Source organism: Acidovorax sp. LjRoot117 (assembly GCF_964252695.1).
GTDB lineage: Bacteria > Pseudomonadota > Gammaproteobacteria > Burkholderiales > Burkholderiaceae_C > Acidovorax.
Window position 1 is genome coordinate 673,513 of record NZ_CAXUPO020000002.1, and the last position, 15,958, is coordinate 689,470.

Annotated in this window: 12 protein-coding genes and 1 tRNA gene; 4 read left to right on the forward strand and 9 right to left on the reverse strand. The window is 68.8% G+C overall.

All coding sequences use genetic code 11. From position 1 onward, the window contains the following. Positions 1-71 precede the first annotated feature (71 nt). Positions 72-2,762 carry an excinuclease ABC subunit A gene (locus ACSQ3D_RS08405; RefSeq protein WP_436126549.1) on the forward strand — a complete coding sequence of 897 codons (2,691 nt, stop codon included), beginning with the start codon at positions 72-74 and terminating at the stop codon, positions 2,760-2,762. A 194-nt stretch (positions 2,763-2,956) separates the two neighbouring features. Here ACSQ3D_RS08405 and ACSQ3D_RS08410 read toward each other — a convergent pair. Beyond that, a tRNA-Gly gene (locus tag ACSQ3D_RS08410) sits at positions 2,957-3,030 on the reverse strand. Positions 3,031-3,278: 248 nt separating this feature from the next. Here ACSQ3D_RS08410 and ACSQ3D_RS08415 point away from each other — a divergent pair. From ACSQ3D_RS08415 to ACSQ3D_RS08425, 3 genes are all read left to right on the forward strand, one after another. Then, positions 3,279-4,172: a sulfurtransferase gene (locus ACSQ3D_RS08415; RefSeq protein WP_156370952.1), complete on the forward strand. Its 894-nt coding sequence runs from the start codon at positions 3,279-3,281 to the stop codon at positions 4,170-4,172. Positions 4,173-4,339: 167 nt separating this feature from the next. Beyond that, entirely contained in the window at positions 4,340-5,551 is a 1,212-nt protein-coding gene (locus tag ACSQ3D_RS08420; protein WP_436126550.1) for a YeeE/YedE family protein, read from the forward strand. A gap of 166 nt (positions 5,552-5,717) precedes the next feature. Further along, the gene (locus ACSQ3D_RS08425) at positions 5,718-6,863 is read left to right on the forward strand and encodes an ROK family protein (RefSeq protein WP_436126551.1); all 1,146 of its coding nucleotides are present in this window, start codon (positions 5,718-5,720) and stop codon (positions 6,861-6,863) included. A gap of 107 nt (positions 6,864-6,970) precedes the next feature. Here ACSQ3D_RS08425 and ACSQ3D_RS08430 read toward each other — a convergent pair whose 3' ends face one another. The 8 genes from ACSQ3D_RS08430 to ACSQ3D_RS08465 all read right to left on the reverse strand — a co-directional run bounded on the left by ACSQ3D_RS08430 (position 6,971) and on the right by ACSQ3D_RS08465 (position 15,857). Further along, entirely contained in the window at positions 6,971-8,461 is a 1,491-nt protein-coding gene (locus ACSQ3D_RS08430) for an NAD-dependent succinate-semialdehyde dehydrogenase (RefSeq protein WP_436126552.1), read from the reverse strand. Positions 8,462-8,819: 358 nt separating this feature from the next. Further along, positions 8,820-9,494, reverse strand: a complete 675-nt coding sequence (locus tag ACSQ3D_RS08435) for a GntR family transcriptional regulator (RefSeq protein ID WP_056421461.1) — start codon at positions 9,492-9,494, stop codon at positions 8,820-8,822. A 172-nt stretch (positions 9,495-9,666) separates the two neighbouring features. Beyond that, positions 9,667-11,097: an FAD-dependent oxidoreductase gene (locus ACSQ3D_RS08440; RefSeq protein WP_436126553.1), complete on the reverse strand. Its 1,431-nt coding sequence runs from the start codon at positions 11,095-11,097 to the stop codon at positions 9,667-9,669. Beyond that, positions 11,094-11,372: a 2Fe-2S iron-sulfur cluster-binding protein gene (locus tag ACSQ3D_RS08445; protein ID WP_436126554.1), complete on the reverse strand. Its 279-nt coding sequence runs from the start codon at positions 11,370-11,372 to the stop codon at positions 11,094-11,096. Before ACSQ3D_RS08445 ends, ACSQ3D_RS08440 begins: the two co-directional genes overlap by 4 nt. Beyond that, positions 11,369-12,490: an NAD(P)/FAD-dependent oxidoreductase gene (locus tag ACSQ3D_RS08450; protein ID WP_436126555.1), complete on the reverse strand. Its 1,122-nt coding sequence runs from the start codon at positions 12,488-12,490 to the stop codon at positions 11,369-11,371. The genes ACSQ3D_RS08445 and ACSQ3D_RS08450 overlap by 4 nt, the downstream gene beginning before the upstream one ends. A gap of 27 nt (positions 12,491-12,517) precedes the next feature. Further along, positions 12,518-13,471: a 4-hydroxyproline epimerase gene (locus tag ACSQ3D_RS08455; protein ID WP_436126556.1), complete on the reverse strand. Its 954-nt coding sequence runs from the start codon at positions 13,469-13,471 to the stop codon at positions 12,518-12,520. Between the two features lie 224 nt (positions 13,472-13,695). Then, positions 13,696-14,844 carry a branched-chain amino acid ABC transporter substrate-binding protein gene (locus ACSQ3D_RS08460; RefSeq protein ID WP_436126557.1) on the reverse strand — a complete coding sequence of 383 codons (1,149 nt, stop codon included), beginning with the start codon at positions 14,842-14,844 and terminating at the stop codon, positions 13,696-13,698. Between the two features lie 95 nt (positions 14,845-14,939). Next, the gene (locus ACSQ3D_RS08465; RefSeq protein ID WP_056168700.1) at positions 14,940-15,857 is read right to left on the reverse strand and encodes a dihydrodipicolinate synthase family protein; all 918 of its coding nucleotides are present in this window, start codon (positions 15,855-15,857) and stop codon (positions 14,940-14,942) included. Positions 15,858-15,958 lie beyond the last annotated feature (101 nt).

Sequence of the window (15,958 nt, forward strand, 5' to 3'; positions counted from 1 at the left end):
ACGAAGAGGCTGTGTCGTAGGCAATGATCCGAGGTTCATTCACCTTCCACAGCCCCGTGCTGCAGCGCCCCATGCCCAAATCCTCGCCCATTGCAACGGACCCTTCTGCTCGCGGCATGGTGCGCGTGCGCGGAGCCCGCGAGCACAACCTCAAGGACGTGGATGTGGACATCCCGCGCGATGCGCTCGTGGTGTTCACGGGCGTGTCGGGCTCGGGCAAGTCGTCGCTGGCCTTTGGCACCCTGTTCGCCGAGGCCCAGCGGCGCTACCTGGAGTCCGTCGCGCCCTACGCACGCCGCCTGATCGTGCAGGCCGGCGTGCCGCAGGTCGACAGCATCGAGGGCCTGCCCCCCGCCGTGGCGCTGCAGCAGCAGCGCGGCACGCCCAGCGCGCGGTCCTCCATGGGCAGCGTCACCGGCATATCGACCCCGCTGCGCATGCTGTACTCGCGCGCCGGTCGTTACCCCGCAGGCCAGTCCATGCTGTATGCGGAAGACTTTTCGCCCAACACGCCGCAGGGCGCCTGCCCGCATTGCCATGGCCAGGGGCGCGTGTACGAGGTGACCGAGCAATCGATGGTGCCCGACGATTCGCTGACCATCCGCGAACGTGCCGTGGCCGCCTGGCCCACCGCGTGGCAGGGGCAGAACCTGCGCGACATCCTGACCACGCTGGGCCACGACGTGGACACGCCCTGGCGCGACCTGCCCAAGAAGCTGCGCCACTGGATCCTCTTCACCGACGAGCAGCCCACCGTGCCGGTGTACGCAGGCTTCAGCGTGGCCGAAGTCAAGGATGCGATTCGCCGCAAGCTCACCCCCAGCTACATGGGCACCTTCGCCGGGGCGCGCCGCTACGTGATGCACACCTTCGCCCACAGCCAGAGCGCGCTGATGAAAAAGCGGGTGGCGCAGTACATGGTGGGCACGCTGTGCCCGGTGTGCCATGGCAAGCGGCTCAAGACCGAGGCGCTGTCGGTCACCTTCGCCGGTCACGACATCGCCGCGCTGGCACAGCTGCCGCTCAAGGCGCTGGCCGACCTGCTCCGGCCCGCCGCAGAAGGCAGGCTGGGCGAGGGAGAGCCAGAGCTGAGCGGCCGCGCCACCCGCGCACGCAAAAAGCGGGCTGCCTCTGGCGATGCGCACGCGGCGGCGCCCGACGTGCACCGCACGCACTGGCTGTCTGAAGAGAAAGTGATGGCTGCGCAGCGCCTGGCTGCAGAGGTGCACCGGCGGGTGCTGGCGCTGATCGACCTCGGCCTGGGCTACCTGTCGCTGGACCGGTCCACGCCCACGCTGTCGCCGGGCGAGCTGCAGCGGCTGCGGCTGGCGTCGCAGCTGTCGTCCCACCTGTTCGGCGTGGTCTATGTGCTGGATGAGCCCTCGGCCGGCCTGCACCCTGCGGACGGCGAGGCACTGCTGTCGGCCTTGCAAAACCTCAAAGCCGCCGGCAACTCGCTGTTCGTGGTCGAGCACGACGTGGCCACCATGCAGCGCGCCGACTGGCTGGTGGACGTGGGCCCGGCCGCTGGCGAAGGCGGCGGCGAGGTGCTCTACAGCGGCCCGCCCGCCGGCTTGGCGAAGATCGAGCGGTCGCAAACCCGGCGCTACCTGTTTGGCGACGGCCATGCAGGTCTTGGCGGAGGCGCCGCCCCGGTGCACGCACCACGCCAGGCCCAGGGCTGGCTGCAGCTTGAAGGCATCACGCGCAACAACCTGCAAGACCTGGATGTGGCTTTTCCCCTGCAGTGCATGACGGCGGTAACGGGGGTATCGGGCTGCGGAAAATCCAGCCTCGTGAGCCAGGCCCTGCTGGAGCTGGTGTCCGCGCACCTGGGGCGCCCGGTGGTGGCAGACCCGGACGGCGATGCTGCCGACGCATCGGCTGGAGAAGGCGCAGGCTTTGGCTCCATCCCTCTGGCAACCGCCACGGCCGCCACAGCTGCAACAGGCCGCCTGGCCGCTGGCGGCGAGGGCATCAAACGCCTGGTGCAGGTGGACCAAAAGCCCATCGGACGCACGCCGCGCTCGAACCTGGCCACCTACACGGGCCTGTTCGACACCGTGCGCAAACTTTTTGCAGCCACACCGTCTGCGCGCAAGCGCCGCTACGACGCTGGGCGGTTTTCCTTCAACGTGGCCAAGGGGCGCTGCGAGACCTGCGAGGGCGAGGGCTTCGTGAGCGTGGAACTGCTCTTCATGCCCAGCGTGTACGCCCCATGCCCGGCGTGCCACGGCGCCCGGTACAACGCCGCCACGCTGGAGATCCTGTGGAACGGCCTGTCCATCGCCGATGTCCTGGGCCTCACGGTCGATGCGGCGTGCGACGTGTTTGCGCAAGAACCGCAGGTGCTGCGCCCGTTGGCCGTGCTGCGCGACATTGGCCTGGGCTACCTGCGCCTGGGCCAGCCCGCCACCGAACTCAGCGGAGGCGAGGCGCAACGCATCAAGCTGGCCACGGAGCTGCAGCGCCAGCAGCAGCGCGGGGGAACGTTGTATGTACTCGACGAGCCCACCACCGGGCTGCACCCGGCCGACGTGGACCGCCTGCTCGCGCAGCTCGATGGCCTGGTCGAAGCGGGCAACACGGTGGTCCTGGTGGAGCACGAGATGCGGGTGGTGGCCGCCTGCGACTGGGTGATCGACCTGGGCCCCGGTGCGGGTGACGAGGGCGGGCGCATCGTGGCGCAGGGGACTCCCCAGGCCGTGGCGTCAAGCCAGGGCAGTCGCACGGCTCCGTATCTCTCCAAGGCGTTGGCTTGATACCCCTCGGGTGGCACTGAAAGCTTGCATGCGGTCAGGTGCTGGTCAGGAGGCAATGCATCGGCAAGCGGCAGCAACGGCCGACGCACAAGTACAAAGAGCCTGTCAAGTCATTCCCATTTTCAAGCGGGTATGCATGGCAGGCTCTGGGCGAATCGCTGACAGTACGGTCGTCAGCGATCAGGCCGAGGATCTGGAGCGGGTGAAGGGAATCGAACCCTCGTATGAAGCTTGGGAAGCTGCCGTTCTACCATTGAACTACACCCGCGACGGCTGCGATTATAGGCAGCATCCGTGCAGGCCCCGGCCTCGGGTTGCGCCAAGCACGCAAAACGCATATTCATAGCCGATCTTGTTGGTTGGGCCGATGGGCTGTGCGCCCTAAATTCCTTTCACCTGTTGCACACGGCGCAGGTTCTCTTCACAGACTTGGAAAGGACGCCCATGACAACCCCACGCAACCCTTCGACACGTTCCACCTGGAGCGCCTGGCTTCGCACCTGTGTGGCGGGCAGCATGGTGGTGTGGGGCGGGGCTGTGCTGGCTGCCACGCCCATCCCTGCCGGCCCGCTGGTCAGCACCGAATGGCTGGCGCAGAACCTGGACAACCAGCAGGTGCGGATTGTCGAGGTGAGCGTGAACCCGGGCCTGTATGAGCGCGGCCACGTGCCTGGCGCCGTCAACTTCTCGTGGCACCAGGACCTGAACGACCGCGTGCGCCGCGACATCGTGAGCAAGGAGGGCTTCGAGGCCCTGCTGTCCAAGGCGGGCGTGTCGCCCGACACCACCGTGGTGCTGTACGGCGACACCAACAACTGGTTTGCCGCCTGGGGCGCGTGGGTGTTCGACATCTACGGCGTGAAGAACGTCAAGCTGCTCGACGGTGGCCGCAAGAAGTGGGAGGCCGAGAACCAGCCGCTCAACAACCGCGTGCCCGAATTCGCGGCCACCAGCTACAAGGTGGGCGCAGTCAACACGCAGTTGCGGGCCCGCTTGTCGGACGCGCTGGCCGCCGCCGAGGGCAAGACCAACGCGAAGCTGGTGGACATCCGCTCGGCCGACGAATACAGCGGCAAGATCTTTGCGCCTGCCGGCGTGCCGGAACTGAGCATCCGCGCCGGCCACATCCCCGGCGCGGCCAACGTGCCCTGGGGCCAGGCGGTGAAGGAAGACGGCACCTTCAAGTCTGCCGACGAGCTCAAGAAGCTCTACGCCAACGCGGGCGTGGACGGCAGCCGGCCCATCATCACGTACTGCCGCATCGGCGAGCGCTCCAGCCACACCTGGTTCGCGCTGTCCAAGATCCTGGGCTACAACGTGAAGAACTACGACGGCTCCTGGACGGAATATGGCAATTCGGTCGGCGTGCCCATCAACAACCCGGCCGGCACCGTGTGGGCGGCCAAGTGAGGTGGACGGATTGAAGCGACGAGCGAGAGACAGCGAAAGTCACGGCTTTTGGTAGGGGGTCTCTTTTACAGCCCGCTTCGTGCGGGCTTTTTTTCTGCCTGGGACTTCGCGCTGTGCGGCATCTGTCCACGTCGTCTCAACGGCCCCACTGATCCATCCATCAATCTATGAGCTTTTCATTCCGATTTCCCTCTGCGACAGCATGGCTGGCCTTGACCCTGCTGGCCGCTCTGATCGCCGTCGCCCAGTGGCTGCAGGGCCAGGCGGGCGGGCGCACCCTGGTGTTTGCACTGGCCTGCGGTGCGGTGCTGGGCATCGTGCTGCAGCGATCGCGCTTTTGCTTTTACTGCCACGCACGCGACTGGTTCGAGGACCGCAACCCGCGGGGCATGCTCGCCATCGTGCTGGCGTTGGCCGTGGGCGTGGTGGGCTACACCGTGGTGCTGGGCAGCTGGCTGCCCGTGCCGCAGCCCGGCAAGCTGCCGCCGGACATGCACATCGGCCCGGTGAGCTGGGTGCTGCTGGCGGCGGGGCTGTCGTTCGGCGCGGGCATGGTGGTGTCGGGCTCGTGCATCAGTGCGCACTGGTACCGGCTGGCCGAGGGGTCCGTGGTGTCTCCGTTCGCGCTGGTGGGGTCGGCGCTCGGATTCATCCTCGGTTTCAAGACCTGGAACACGCTGTACAGCGCCAGCGTGGCCGATGCGCCGGTGGTGTGGCTGCCGGCGCACCTGGGGTACGGCGGCGCCTTGCTGGTGCAACTGGGCGTGCTCGTGCTCGTGGCTGCCTGGCTGTGGCGCGGCTTTGCGCGTGAGGCTGGCGGGCCACGTGCGGGCGGGGTCCCTCCATTGCGCATGGTGTGGCGCGGCCTCTGGACGGGTCGCTGGCACTACTGGGTGGGCGGGCTTGCCGTGGGCCTGATCGGTGCGTTCGCCATCGTGCGCATGCGGCCGCTGGGCGTGACGGCCACGCTGGGGGGTGCGGCGCGGCAATGGGCGCAAGGGCAGGGGTGGATACCGGACCGGCTGGACGGGCTCGACGGCTTTGCGGGCTGCGCCACGCTGCCGCCGTCCACCTGGCTCACGCCCAATGCGCTGCTGCTGGCGGGGCTGGTGGCCGGGGCCTTCGTGGCGGCGCTGGCCAGCCGCCAGTTCGCGCCGCGCTGGCCCACCTGGCGCGATGCGGCGCGGGGCCTGTCGGGTGGGGTGCTGCTGGGGTGGGGGGCGATGACGGGGCTGGGCTGCACCATCGGCACCTTGCTGTCGGGCGGCATGGCGGGGGCGCTGTCGGGTTGGGTGTTTGGCGCTGCGGTGTTCTTTGCGGTGTGGGCGGGGCTGTGGGGCCGGCGCGTGGCCCGGCAGCGGGGCTTTGGCGCGCGTTGAGCCTGTTCGCCCAGGTCCTCCCGGGGCCTTAGTCCATGGCCTTCCTAGGGCCATTGCGGCCTGCGGTCCCGTGCGCGGTCACGGCGTTGGCTGACGCGCGAATACCGGTCACTGCGGCACGATGCCTGCTCGGCCCCGCGTGAGGGCCCACCGCGAGAGGGCATGAATGGCTTCGAAGGACACTGACGGCAAGGAACCCCGCACCGGCAAGGGGAGCGAAAAACAGGACGACAAGGACTCCAAGGCCCAGCGCGAGCTGGGCATCCTCGGCCCGCACGGCGACATGAGGCTGGCGTCCGTCATCATCAACGGCTATAGCCTGGAGCTGCGCGACCGCGAGAGCGACGGCTTCGTGGGCGACGTGGCCAGCGGTACCGCGTTTCGCCACATGCTCGATGCCTGGCGAAAGCTCGTCACCTCCATGTCAGGCAAGGACCCCTTCGGCAGCAAGGCCACGCGCGACTTCTCCAAGAAACAGCTGGACAAGCTGGCCGACAAGAACGACGACGCGGCGCACGCCCTGGAGCAGGCCGCCGAAGACTATGCACTGCAGCTGGCCGGCGTGGTGCAGCGCTTCATGAAGCAGCCCACCTGGCGCGATGTGGAGCGCGTCATCCTGGGCGGGGGCTTTCACCAGAGCGAGTTCGGCAGCCGCGCCATCGATCGGGTGCGCGACATCCTCAAGGCCGACAAGACCCCGGTGGAGCTGCACACGCTGCACCACCACGCCGACGAGGGCGGCCTGATCGGCTGGGTGCACCTGGCGCCACCGGCGCTGCTGCAGAGCTACGACGCGATCCTGGCGGTGGACATCGGTGGCACCAACGTGCGCTGCGGCATCGTGCAGACCCATCTGCACCGCGCGCCCGACATGTCGCTGGCCGAGGTGGTGCGCCGCGAAAAATGGACGCACAAGGACGACAGCCCGCGGCGCGATGAACTGGTCGAAGGCATCGCCGAGCGGCTGGAAGACCTGATCGCCCATGCCGAGAAAAAGAAGATCGCGCTCGCACCCTACATCGGCGTGGCCTGCCCCGGCCTGATCGTGGAAGACGGCTCCATCGCCGGGGGCACGCAGAACCTGCCCGGCAACTGGGAGAGCACCCGCTTTCACCTGCCGCGCGACCTGTGCGAACGCCTGCCCACCATCGGCCACGGCCGCACCCAGGTGTGCCTGCACAACGATGCGGTGGTGCAGGGCCTGTCGCAACTGCCGTTCACGCAGGACGTGAGGCGCTGGGCGGTGCTGACCGTGGGCACGGGGCTGGGCAATGCAAGCTACACCAACCGGTCACCGGTCGGTGATAAGTGAAAATTTGAATAAAAAATGCCGCTCGCGCCCGGTGCGCAAGCGGCAGCAGCTATCGAAATGATAGTGATCGGCGCAGGGCACACGGCCCTACGCTGACGCGGCCGGCGTTACTGCTGGATGTCCCCCAGGCACAGGTACTTGATCTCCACGTAGTCGTCCATGCCGTGGTGCGAGCCCTCGCGGCCCAGGCCGGACTGCTTGACGCCGCCGAACGGCACATGCTCGGTGGCCAGCAGGCCCACGTTGACGCCCACCATGCCGTACTCCAGCGCCTCGCCCACGCGGAAGATGCGGCTCACGTCGCGGCTGTAGAAGTAGCTGGCCAGGCCGAACTCGGTGTTGTTGGCGGCGTCGATGGCCTCCTGCTCGGTCTTGAACTTGAAGACCGGCGCAAACGGGCCGAAGGTCTCTTCGCGTGCACACAGCATGTCGGGCGTGGCGTCGGCCACCACGGTGGGCTCGAAGAACTGGCCCGAACCCAGGCTTTGCAGGCGCTGGCCGCCGGCCACCACCTTGCCGCCCTTGGCCAGCGCATCCTGAACGTGGCGCTGCACCTTCACGAGCGCGGCTTCCTCGATCAGCGGGCCCTGGTTCACGCCGGCCTCGAAGCCGTTGCCCACCTTGGCGGTTTTGACCTTGGCCGCGAACTTGGCCACGAACTCGTCGTACACGCCTTCCTGCACGTAAAAGCGGTTGGTGCAGACGCACGTCTGGCCGGCGTTGCGGTACTTGCTGGCGAAGGCGCCTTCGACCGCGCTGTCGATGTCGGCATCGTCGAACACCAGGAAAGGCGCGTTGCCACCCAGCTCCAGCGACATCTTCTTGACCGTGGGGGCGGACTGCGCCATCAGAATGCGGCCCACCTCGGTGCTGCCGGTGAAGCTGATGTGGCGCACCACGTCGCTCGCGCACAGCACCTTGCCGATGGCAATGGAGTTGTCGCTGTCGGCGGGCAGGATGTTGAACACGCCTGGCGGAATGCCCGCGCGGATGGCCAGCTCGGCCGCGGCCAGGGCAGTCAGCGGCGTGAGCTCGGCCGGCTTGATGACCACGGGGCAGCCTGCGGCCAGCGCGGGCGCGACCTTGCGGGTGATCATGGCCAGCGGAAAGTTCCAGGGCGTGATCGCGGCGCACACGCCGATGGGCTGCTTGAGCACCATCAGGCGGCGGGTGTTGTCGAACTGCGGCAGGATCTCGCCGTTCACGCGCTTGGCCTCTTCGGCAAACCATTCCACAAAGCTCGCGCCGTAGGCCACCTCGCCCTTGGCCTCGGCCAGCGGCTTGCCTTGCTCGGCGGTCATGAGGCGACCCAGGTCGTCCTGGTTCGCCATGAGCAGGTCAAACCACTTGCGCAGGATGATGCTGCGCTCCTTGGCGGTCTTGCGCTTCCAGGGGCCCCAGGCCTTGTTGGCGGCGGCAATGGCCGCCTCGGCGTCTGCCGGGCCCAGGTTGGCCACGTCGGCGAGCTTCAGGCCCGTGGCCGGGTCGTTCACGTCGAAGCGGCTGCTGCCCGCCACCCACTGGCCGTCGATGAGGCCGTCGGTCTTGAGCAAGGTGGGGTCGTTGAGCAAGGAAAGGGGCGATGTCTTCATGTCCATGGGAATGCTTCCGGATAGGCGAAGGATTGGGGCACAGAGTGCGCGGACTACGGGTGTCGTAGGTGGCGGCCAGAGCCTCTGCTGCGTGGGTAAAGGCTAGCACGGAGCGACGTCGCGGTTGTCACGCATGCGGCACTGGCATGAGCGACTGGGCCGGTGAGGACGGCTGGAACGGTGGGGGCGGATATACCTGCCTACTGCTGGTGCGGCCGCGCCAGCCGCAGCGAGGACAGATGAGGTGGCGGTGCCGCCAACTGGGCTGCAGCGCTTGTTGGTTAAGCGTAAGATGCTATGAAAAAAGTAGTAAAGACGTACCAGGCACAGTAGACTTGTCATCCGCCTGCCCGCAATGCAAGCTTCACCGGTCGATGATGTGCCGCGCAAACCGCTCCAGGTAGTCCAGCAACTGCTCGGCACCGGCCACGGCGTGCGCTTCGTCACCGCTGGCGATGCCCTGCGCCAGGTGCATGTGGGCGCGGGCCCCTTCGGACACCTCGCCCTCGTGCTGGTAGGCGTACCAGAACCGCCGGCACTGCACGATGAGCGGCTGCACGCTTTTGACGGCGGAATGGTTCTGGCAGGCCTGGTGCACGACCACGTCCAGCGCGTGGTCGGCCTGCATGTAGTCGTCCAGGTGGCCGCGCGCCGCGGCATCCACCATTTTCTCCGCGCACAGCACGATGGCCTGGCGCTGCGGCGCGGTGGCGCGGCGGGCGGCGCAGGCGGCGATCAGGCGCTCCAGCACACGGCGGGTCTGGATCACGTCCAGATGGTCCGCCAGGTCGATGTGCGACACCAGCAGCCCGCGCCGGGGCTGCTGCGCGATCAGCCCGATGGACACCATGCGCAGCAGCGCCTCGCGCACGGGGGTGCGGCCCAGGCCGGTGCGTTCCACGATCTCGGCCTCGACCACCGGTGAGCCGGGCAGCAGTTGCAGCGTGGAGATCATGGTCTCGATGGCGTCGTAGGCCACGTCGGCCGCGCGCCGCTTGAGGGCCGGGTCTCGCTGGGTGGGGGCGCTGCGGGTGGTCATGGAGGGCGTGTCCGGTGTTGTAGGTGTTGTGTTTGGAGCGGAATCTTAGTGGCCTCAGGGTATGACCCCGCGGGCGCGACGGCAAGCAGCGCTTGCGCGCACGCGGCGGCTGATGTTGCGCCGTGGCAGTGCCGGCGCGAAAGGGGGCCTGCCGCCACGCGGTGGCGCCTCGTCAACCGGCGTGCCGCGGGGCCTCGTCGGCACGGCTGCTGCTTGCGGCTACATCGGCCACAGCGGCCGCAGCGGCCACAGCGGCCAGCGTGCCGATGCGCACGGGCGCCAGCAGGTGGCGCGGCGGGGCGGGCGTCCACCCCAGCAGGTGGTGCGTGGCTGCGCCGCAGATGCGGCCCTGGCAGGCGCCCATGCCACAGCGGGTGTGCAGCTTGGCGTCGATCCAGCCGGAGCGCTGGGCGAGGTCGGCGTAGCGCACGTCTTCGCAGCGGCACACCAGCGTGTCCGGCTCGGCCAGCCGGCGCAGCGCGGGCTGCAGCGCAAAGTGCCGGTGCAGCGCGTCCGCAAAGGCATGCCAGCGGGCGCGCTCGGCGCGCAGAGCGCGGGCCGCGGCGATGTCGCCCACGGCGATATGGCCGGCAATGGAACCTTCGGCGCGCGAGCGCTCGCTGCCGCCAAAGCCGGTGCACTCCCCCGCGGCCAGCAGGCCGGGCACAGCGTCGGCGGGGTGTGGTTCGCCGGGGCCGTGGGCGGCGCTACCGCGCAGCAGCCGCTGGTCCGCATCGACCGCCAGGCCCTGGCGCTTGCCCACGCGCCCGCCGAGCATCTGGCCGAGTTCGGTGTTGGGCACCAGGCCAAAGCCGCAGGCCAGGCGGTCGCAGGCGATCTCGCGCTCCTGCCCGCCCTGGCGGAGCGTGACCGACTGCACCGCGCCGTGTGGGCTGTGGGCGCCATGGGCACGCACCACATGGCTGCCGGCGCGGTACACCGCGGGCAGCAAGGCTGCGGCCTGTACAGCCTTGCCCGGCCAGCGCACCAGGCTGGCACCGAATCGGGCCAGCGCAGTCCAGGGGGCCTGCTCGGCCACGGCGACGACCTGTGCGCCGGCCTGCCGGGCGGTGTGCGCAGCCGCCAGCAGCAGCGGGCCGCTGCCCGCCACCACGATGCGCTGGCCGGCCACCGGCAGCCCGCCCTTGATGAGGGCCTGCAAGCCGCCGGCGCCGGTCACGCCCGGCAGCGTCCAGCCGGGGAAGGGCAGCAGCAGTTCGCGCGCGCCGGTGCACAGGATGATCTGGCGGGCGTGCTGCACCCAGCCGCCCTGTGCGTCTTCGAGCCACAGCGCATGCAGGCCCGCGCTGCGCGCCGTCTGCTCGGCCAGGCCCACCACGCGCGTGCCGCAGCGCAGCTGCACATGGGCGTGGCGCTCCAGCGCTTTGCGTTGCTGCCGGGCGGCGGGGGGCAGCGTGACGCCTGGGCCGTCGCGCCAGATCTGGCCGCCGGGGGCAGGGTTGTCGTCCAGCAGCACGATGCGTGCGCCGCTGGGCGCAGCCGCCAGCGCGGCGGCCAGCCCGGCAGGGCCTGCGCCCACGATGAGCAGGTCGCAGGTGGACGGTGGGGCGTCGGGGGATGCGGTGGGAGTGGCGGTGGTCATGGTGGGCTGCTGTTCGCGGTCTGCAAGCCGGTGGCCACCTGCATGCCGTCGCGGCACAGCGTCTGGCAGGCCAGGCGGCGCACGCCGTCGATCTGCACGCGGCATTCGTGGCAGATGCCCATGCCGCACAGCGGGGCGCGCACCTCGCCGCGCACCGAGCGGCGCGTGGCGCCCGGCGGCTGCGCTTGCGCCAGGGCCGCGGCCACGGTGGTGCCGGGGCGTACCTGCACGGAATGGCCGTCCAGCGACAGGGTGATGGTGGCGGGGGCGGTCATGCCTGCAGCGATGCGAAACGGTGGGCTGCGAAGGGCGCAGCGTCGAGCGGCAGCGGGGTGCCCGTGATCTGCGCCGCCAGCAGCTGCGCCGTGGCCGGGGCGGTGGTCACGCCCAGCCCCTCGTGGCCCACGGCCAGCCAGAGGTGCGGGCGGTGCGGGTGCGCGCCGATGATGGGCAGGCCATCGGGCGTGGCCGCGCGAAAGCCTGTCCAGGTGCGGATGGCGTTCAGGTCGGCCAGGCCCGGCAGGTACTCCAGCGCGCGCTGCAGCATGCGCGCCAGCACGGCGTCGTTGACCGCCGGGTCGGTGGTGTCGAACTCGCGCGACGAGCCGATCAGCAGCTGCCCCGTGGGCCGCGGCTGCACGTTGAAGGCGACCGAGGTGCCGTCGCTGTGGTGCGCGCTGGTGATGTAGCCCAGCTCCACCAGTTGGTGGTGCACGGTGCCGGGGTAGCGGTCGGTGATGAGCAGGTGGCCCTTTTTTGGTCGCAGGGGCAGGCCGGGGCACAGCGCGGCGGCGTGGATGCCGCTGGCCAGCACGATGGCGCCCGCCTGGCGCGTGCTGCCGTCCCGCAGCGTGGCGCACTGGCCGTCGATGTGCACGACCTCGGCCTCTTCGATGCACAGACGGCCAGGGCCGCCGTGCAGGGCGGCGTCGTCCAGCAGCCACTGCGCCGCGCGTGGGGCGTAGACCACGCTGTCGGCAGCGACGCGCAGCGCACCGGCCATGCCGGGGCGCAGTGCCGGCTCGGCGCGCGCCAGGGGGGCGGCGTCCAACAGTTCGCAGTCCACGCCGTGGGCTTGCAACGTGGCGCGCTTGTCCTGTGCGGCCTGCAGCTCGGCGTCATTGGCGGCCAGCCACAGCGTGCCGCAGGCGCTGAAGGCGCAGCCCGCATCCATGCGCGGCGCCCAGGTGTGCCAGAGGTTCAGCGACGCCTGGCTGAGCGCGAGCTCCGCCGGATTGTCGTCCATCAGCACCAGGTGCCCCATGCCGGCCGCAGTGGCGCCGCCCAGGCGCGCGTCGACGATGCGCACCGACAGCCCGGCCTGCACCAGCGCGTGCGCGCAGGCCGCGCCGATGATGCCGGCGCCGATCACGAGGACATCGGTGTGCTGCATGAATGAAAGGTCTGGGTGTGCGACGAATTACAGCCGGATACCCCAGCCGAAGGGGTCGTTGTCTTCTATCAACAAGGTGGCTTCAGCGCTCATATGGGCACGGCCGCGCAGGGTGGGGATGACCTTGCCGCCACCGTCATCGGCCAGCGTGTAGTTGGCCTCGAACTCGCTGCCGATGATGCTGGCCTGCCGCCACACCTGGCCCGGCTGCAGCTTGCCGTCGGCCGCGAGACACGCCACCTTGGCGCTGGTGCCGGTGCCGCAGGGCGAGCGGTCGTAGGCCTTGCCGGGGCACAGCACGAAGTTGCGGCTGTCGGCCGGGTCATCGGTGCGGTCGTCGTCGGCAAAGAGTTCGATGTGGTCGATCTCGCCGCCGTTGTCGCCGCGGATGCCCTGGTCCTTCAATGCCTGCTGGACTGCGAAGGTGTAGGCCGTCAGGGCGTCGAGGTTGTCGCTGGCCACGCGCTGGCCGTGGTCCGCCACCAGAAAGAACCAGTTGCCGCCCCAGGCCACGTCGCCCACCACGCGCCCATAGCCCGGCACGTCGACGGCCAACTGGTGGTGCAGGCGGTACGCCGGCACGTTGCGCACGCTGACCGAGCCGTCATCGTGCAGCGTGGTGGTGACGGTGCCCACGGGCGTCTCGATGCGGTGCTCGCCCGGCGTGATGCGGCCCAGGTAGGCCAGCGACGCGACGAGGCCGATGGTGCCGTGGCCGCACATGCCGAGGTAACCGGTGTTGTTGAAGAAGATCACGCCCGCCGCGTTGGCAGGGTCCTGCGGCGCGCAGAGCAGCGCCCCCACGATCACATCGTTGCCGCGCGGCTCCAGCACCGTGGCGGCCCGCCATGCATCGTGCTGGCTGGCCAGCAGCGCGCGGCGCTCGGTCATGCTGCCCGCACCCAGGTCGGGAAAGCCGCCGACGACAAGCCGCGTGGGCTCGCCGCCGGTGTGGGAGTCGAGGATCTGGATGCGTTTCATGGTGTGAGGTGGTTCAGGGCGTTGCAGATGGTCTGGGCGATTCGGGGGAAGGCGCCGCCGGCAGCTGATGCGGATGTGCTTTCCATCCATCATTCAACACCGTTCGGGCTGAGCCTGTCGAAGCCTTGCGCAGCGCTTCGACAAGCTCAGCCTGAACGGTTCTTGCATTTTTGACGAAATGGGGACCAGGGGCGCTTCAAAGATTCGTCAAGGGGGCTTCAGCTTCAATAACTCGCCAAGGGAAAGGGCGCAGCGTTGCGGAAGGTCAGCACCGTGATGGGCGCCTGCTTCAGATTGCCCTTGTCATCGTAGGCATAGGTGCCGGCCACGCCCTGGTAGCTGGCGCTGTACATCTGCGCGCCCACCTTCGCGGGCTGGGTGGAGTTGGCCTTTTGCATCGACTCGCCCATGAACATCACCTGGTCGTAGTAAGACGCCGCATACGCGTCGGCATCGAGCTTGAAGCGCGCCTTGTACTTGGCCTTGAAGGCGGGGCCGTTGGCCGCCTTGTCGAGCATGGTGCCGCCCTGCGCGCAGAACACGGTGTCGTTGACGGCGTCGCCACCCAGCTTGCCCACCTCGGGGCTGCACAGCGTGTCGCCGCCCAGCAGCTTGGCGGTCAGGCCCAGCTGCTTCATCTGCCGCGCCATCGGGGCGGCCTGCGGTGCGTAGCCGCCAAAGAAGATGGCCTGCGGCTGCTTGCCCTTGAGGCTGGTGAGGATGGACAGGAAGTCCGTGGACTTGTCGGTGGTGAACTCCTGGCCCACCACGGTCAGGCCCTGCTTCTTGGCCTCCTTGGTGAACTGGTCGGCCACGCCCTGGCCGAAGGCGGTGCGGTCGTCGATGACGGCCACCTGCTTGACCTTCATCACCTGCGCGGCGTACACGGCCATGTTGGAGCCGATCTGCGTGTCGCTGGCGATGATGCGAAACAGGTTCTTGTAGCCACTCTCTGTCACTTTGGGGTTGGTGCCCACGGTGGACACCATGGCCCCGCCGTCGCTGTACACGCGCGACGCCGGGATGGCCACGCCCGAGCAGTACGGGCCCATGACGAACTTCACGCCGCTGTCCACCATCTTTTGCGCCACGCTGACGCCGGTGCGGGCGTCGCACTGATCGTCCTCGGACACCAGCTCGAACTTCAGCACCTTGCCTTCGACGGTGATCTTCTTGGCATTGAGCTCCTCGACGGCCAGGCGCACGCCGTTCTCGTTGTCCTTGCCTGCAAAGGCATTGGGACCCGAGAGCGGGCCGCTGTGGCCGATCTTGACGACCTGCTCCTGGGCGCTGGCGTGGTGGGCGTGGCCGGCCAGCATTAGCGCGGCGATGGCGGCAGGGGTCAGGGCGCGAAATCCGAAAGCACGTGTCATGGGAAGCCTTGGGTGGGTGAGGTGAATGAAAGGGCCGCTGTCGTCTGTGACCCGGCGGTGCGGCCCGGCGGTGCGGTCTGGCAGGTCGGGCCTGCTCAGGCCACGGACTGGTACTGGGTGGGGCGGGTGTCGAGCGCCTTCTTCACCACGCTTTCGACGAACGCGCGCTCTTCGCCCACCAGCGGCAGGCGCGGGCGGCGCATGTGCTCGGTGCCCACGCCGACGAGTGCGTCGATGAGCTTGAGGTTCTGCACCAGCTTGTTCGATACATCCAGGTGCAGCATGGGCGTCATCCACTGGTACAGCGGCAGCGCCTCGGCAAACTTGCCGGCCTTCATCAGGTCGTACAGCGCCACGGTTTCGCGCGGGAAGGCGCAGCCCACGCCGGCCAGCAGGCCGTCGCAGCCCAGCGCCAGGCCTTCGTAGGCCAGGTCGTCCACGCCCAAAAAGAGCTGGTAGCGGTCGCCCACGGTGTTGCGCAGGTCGGTGATGCGGCGGATGTCGCCGGTGCTTTCCTTGATGGCGGCGATCCACTCGCAGTCGGCCAGCTCGACCATGTGCTCGGGCTTGAGGTCCACGCGGTACGCCACGGGGTTGTTGTAGACCATCAGGGGGCGCTGGGCGGCGCCCGCCATGGCGCGCACGTTGGCCATGGCCTCGCGGGCATCGGCGACGTAGATCACCGAGGGCATGACCATGTAGCCGGCCACGCCGAGCTTGTTGGCGCCGTCGATGTAGCGCAGGGCCTCGCGGGTGCTGGTCTCGGACACGTTGGCCAGCACCGGGATGCGGCCGTCGGCGGCGTCGAGCGCGATCTTGGCGACCTGGAGCTTTTCTTCCAGGCTGAGCGTGCTGGCTTCGCCCAGCGAGCCGCAGGTCACCAGGCCATGGATGCCGTTGCGGATCTGGAAGTCGATGTGCCGGGCCGTGCCCTCGGCGTCGATGGACTCGTCGGCGTGGAACTTGGTGGTGATGGCGGGGAAGATGCCTTGCCAGCGGGGTTGGGGGTTCACGGATGCTCCTTTGGGGGTGAGGGTGAAGCGCTGCTGCTTCGGTGGATTTATAAATATATTAACAACATATCTAAAATTCACAAGCGGGATTTTCAGCAGGG

Coding starts and splice junctions, on each gene's coding strand:
- ACSQ3D_RS08405 (WP_436126549.1), top strand. CDS start 72: ATGCCCAAATCCTCGCCCATTGCAACGGACCCTTCTGCTCGCGGCATG.
- ACSQ3D_RS08415 (WP_156370952.1), top strand. CDS start 3,279: ATGGTGGTGTGGGGCGGGGCTGTGCTGGCTGCCACGCCCATCCCTGCC.
- ACSQ3D_RS08420 (WP_436126550.1), top strand. CDS start 4,340: ATGAGCTTTTCATTCCGATTTCCCTCTGCGACAGCATGGCTGGCCTTG.
- ACSQ3D_RS08425 (WP_436126551.1), top strand. CDS start 5,718: ATGGCTTCGAAGGACACTGACGGCAAGGAACCCCGCACCGGCAAGGGG.
- ACSQ3D_RS08430 (WP_436126552.1), bottom strand. CDS start 8,461: ATGGACATGAAGACATCGCCCCTTTCCTTGCTCAACGACCCCACCTTG.
- ACSQ3D_RS08435 (WP_056421461.1), bottom strand. CDS start 9,494: ATGACCACCCGCAGCGCCCCCACCCAGCGAGACCCGGCCCTCAAGCGG.
- ACSQ3D_RS08440 (WP_436126553.1), bottom strand. CDS start 11,097: ATGACCACCGCCACTCCCACCGCATCCCCCGACGCCCCACCGTCCACC.
- ACSQ3D_RS08445 (WP_436126554.1), bottom strand. CDS start 11,372: ATGACCGCCCCCGCCACCATCACCCTGTCGCTGGACGGCCATTCCGTG.
- ACSQ3D_RS08450 (WP_436126555.1), bottom strand. CDS start 12,490: ATGCAGCACACCGATGTCCTCGTGATCGGCGCCGGCATCATCGGCGCG.
- ACSQ3D_RS08455 (WP_436126556.1), bottom strand. CDS start 13,471: ATGAAACGCATCCAGATCCTCGACTCCCACACCGGCGGCGAGCCCACG.
- ACSQ3D_RS08460 (WP_436126557.1), bottom strand. CDS start 14,844: ATGACACGTGCTTTCGGATTTCGCGCCCTGACCCCTGCCGCCATCGCC.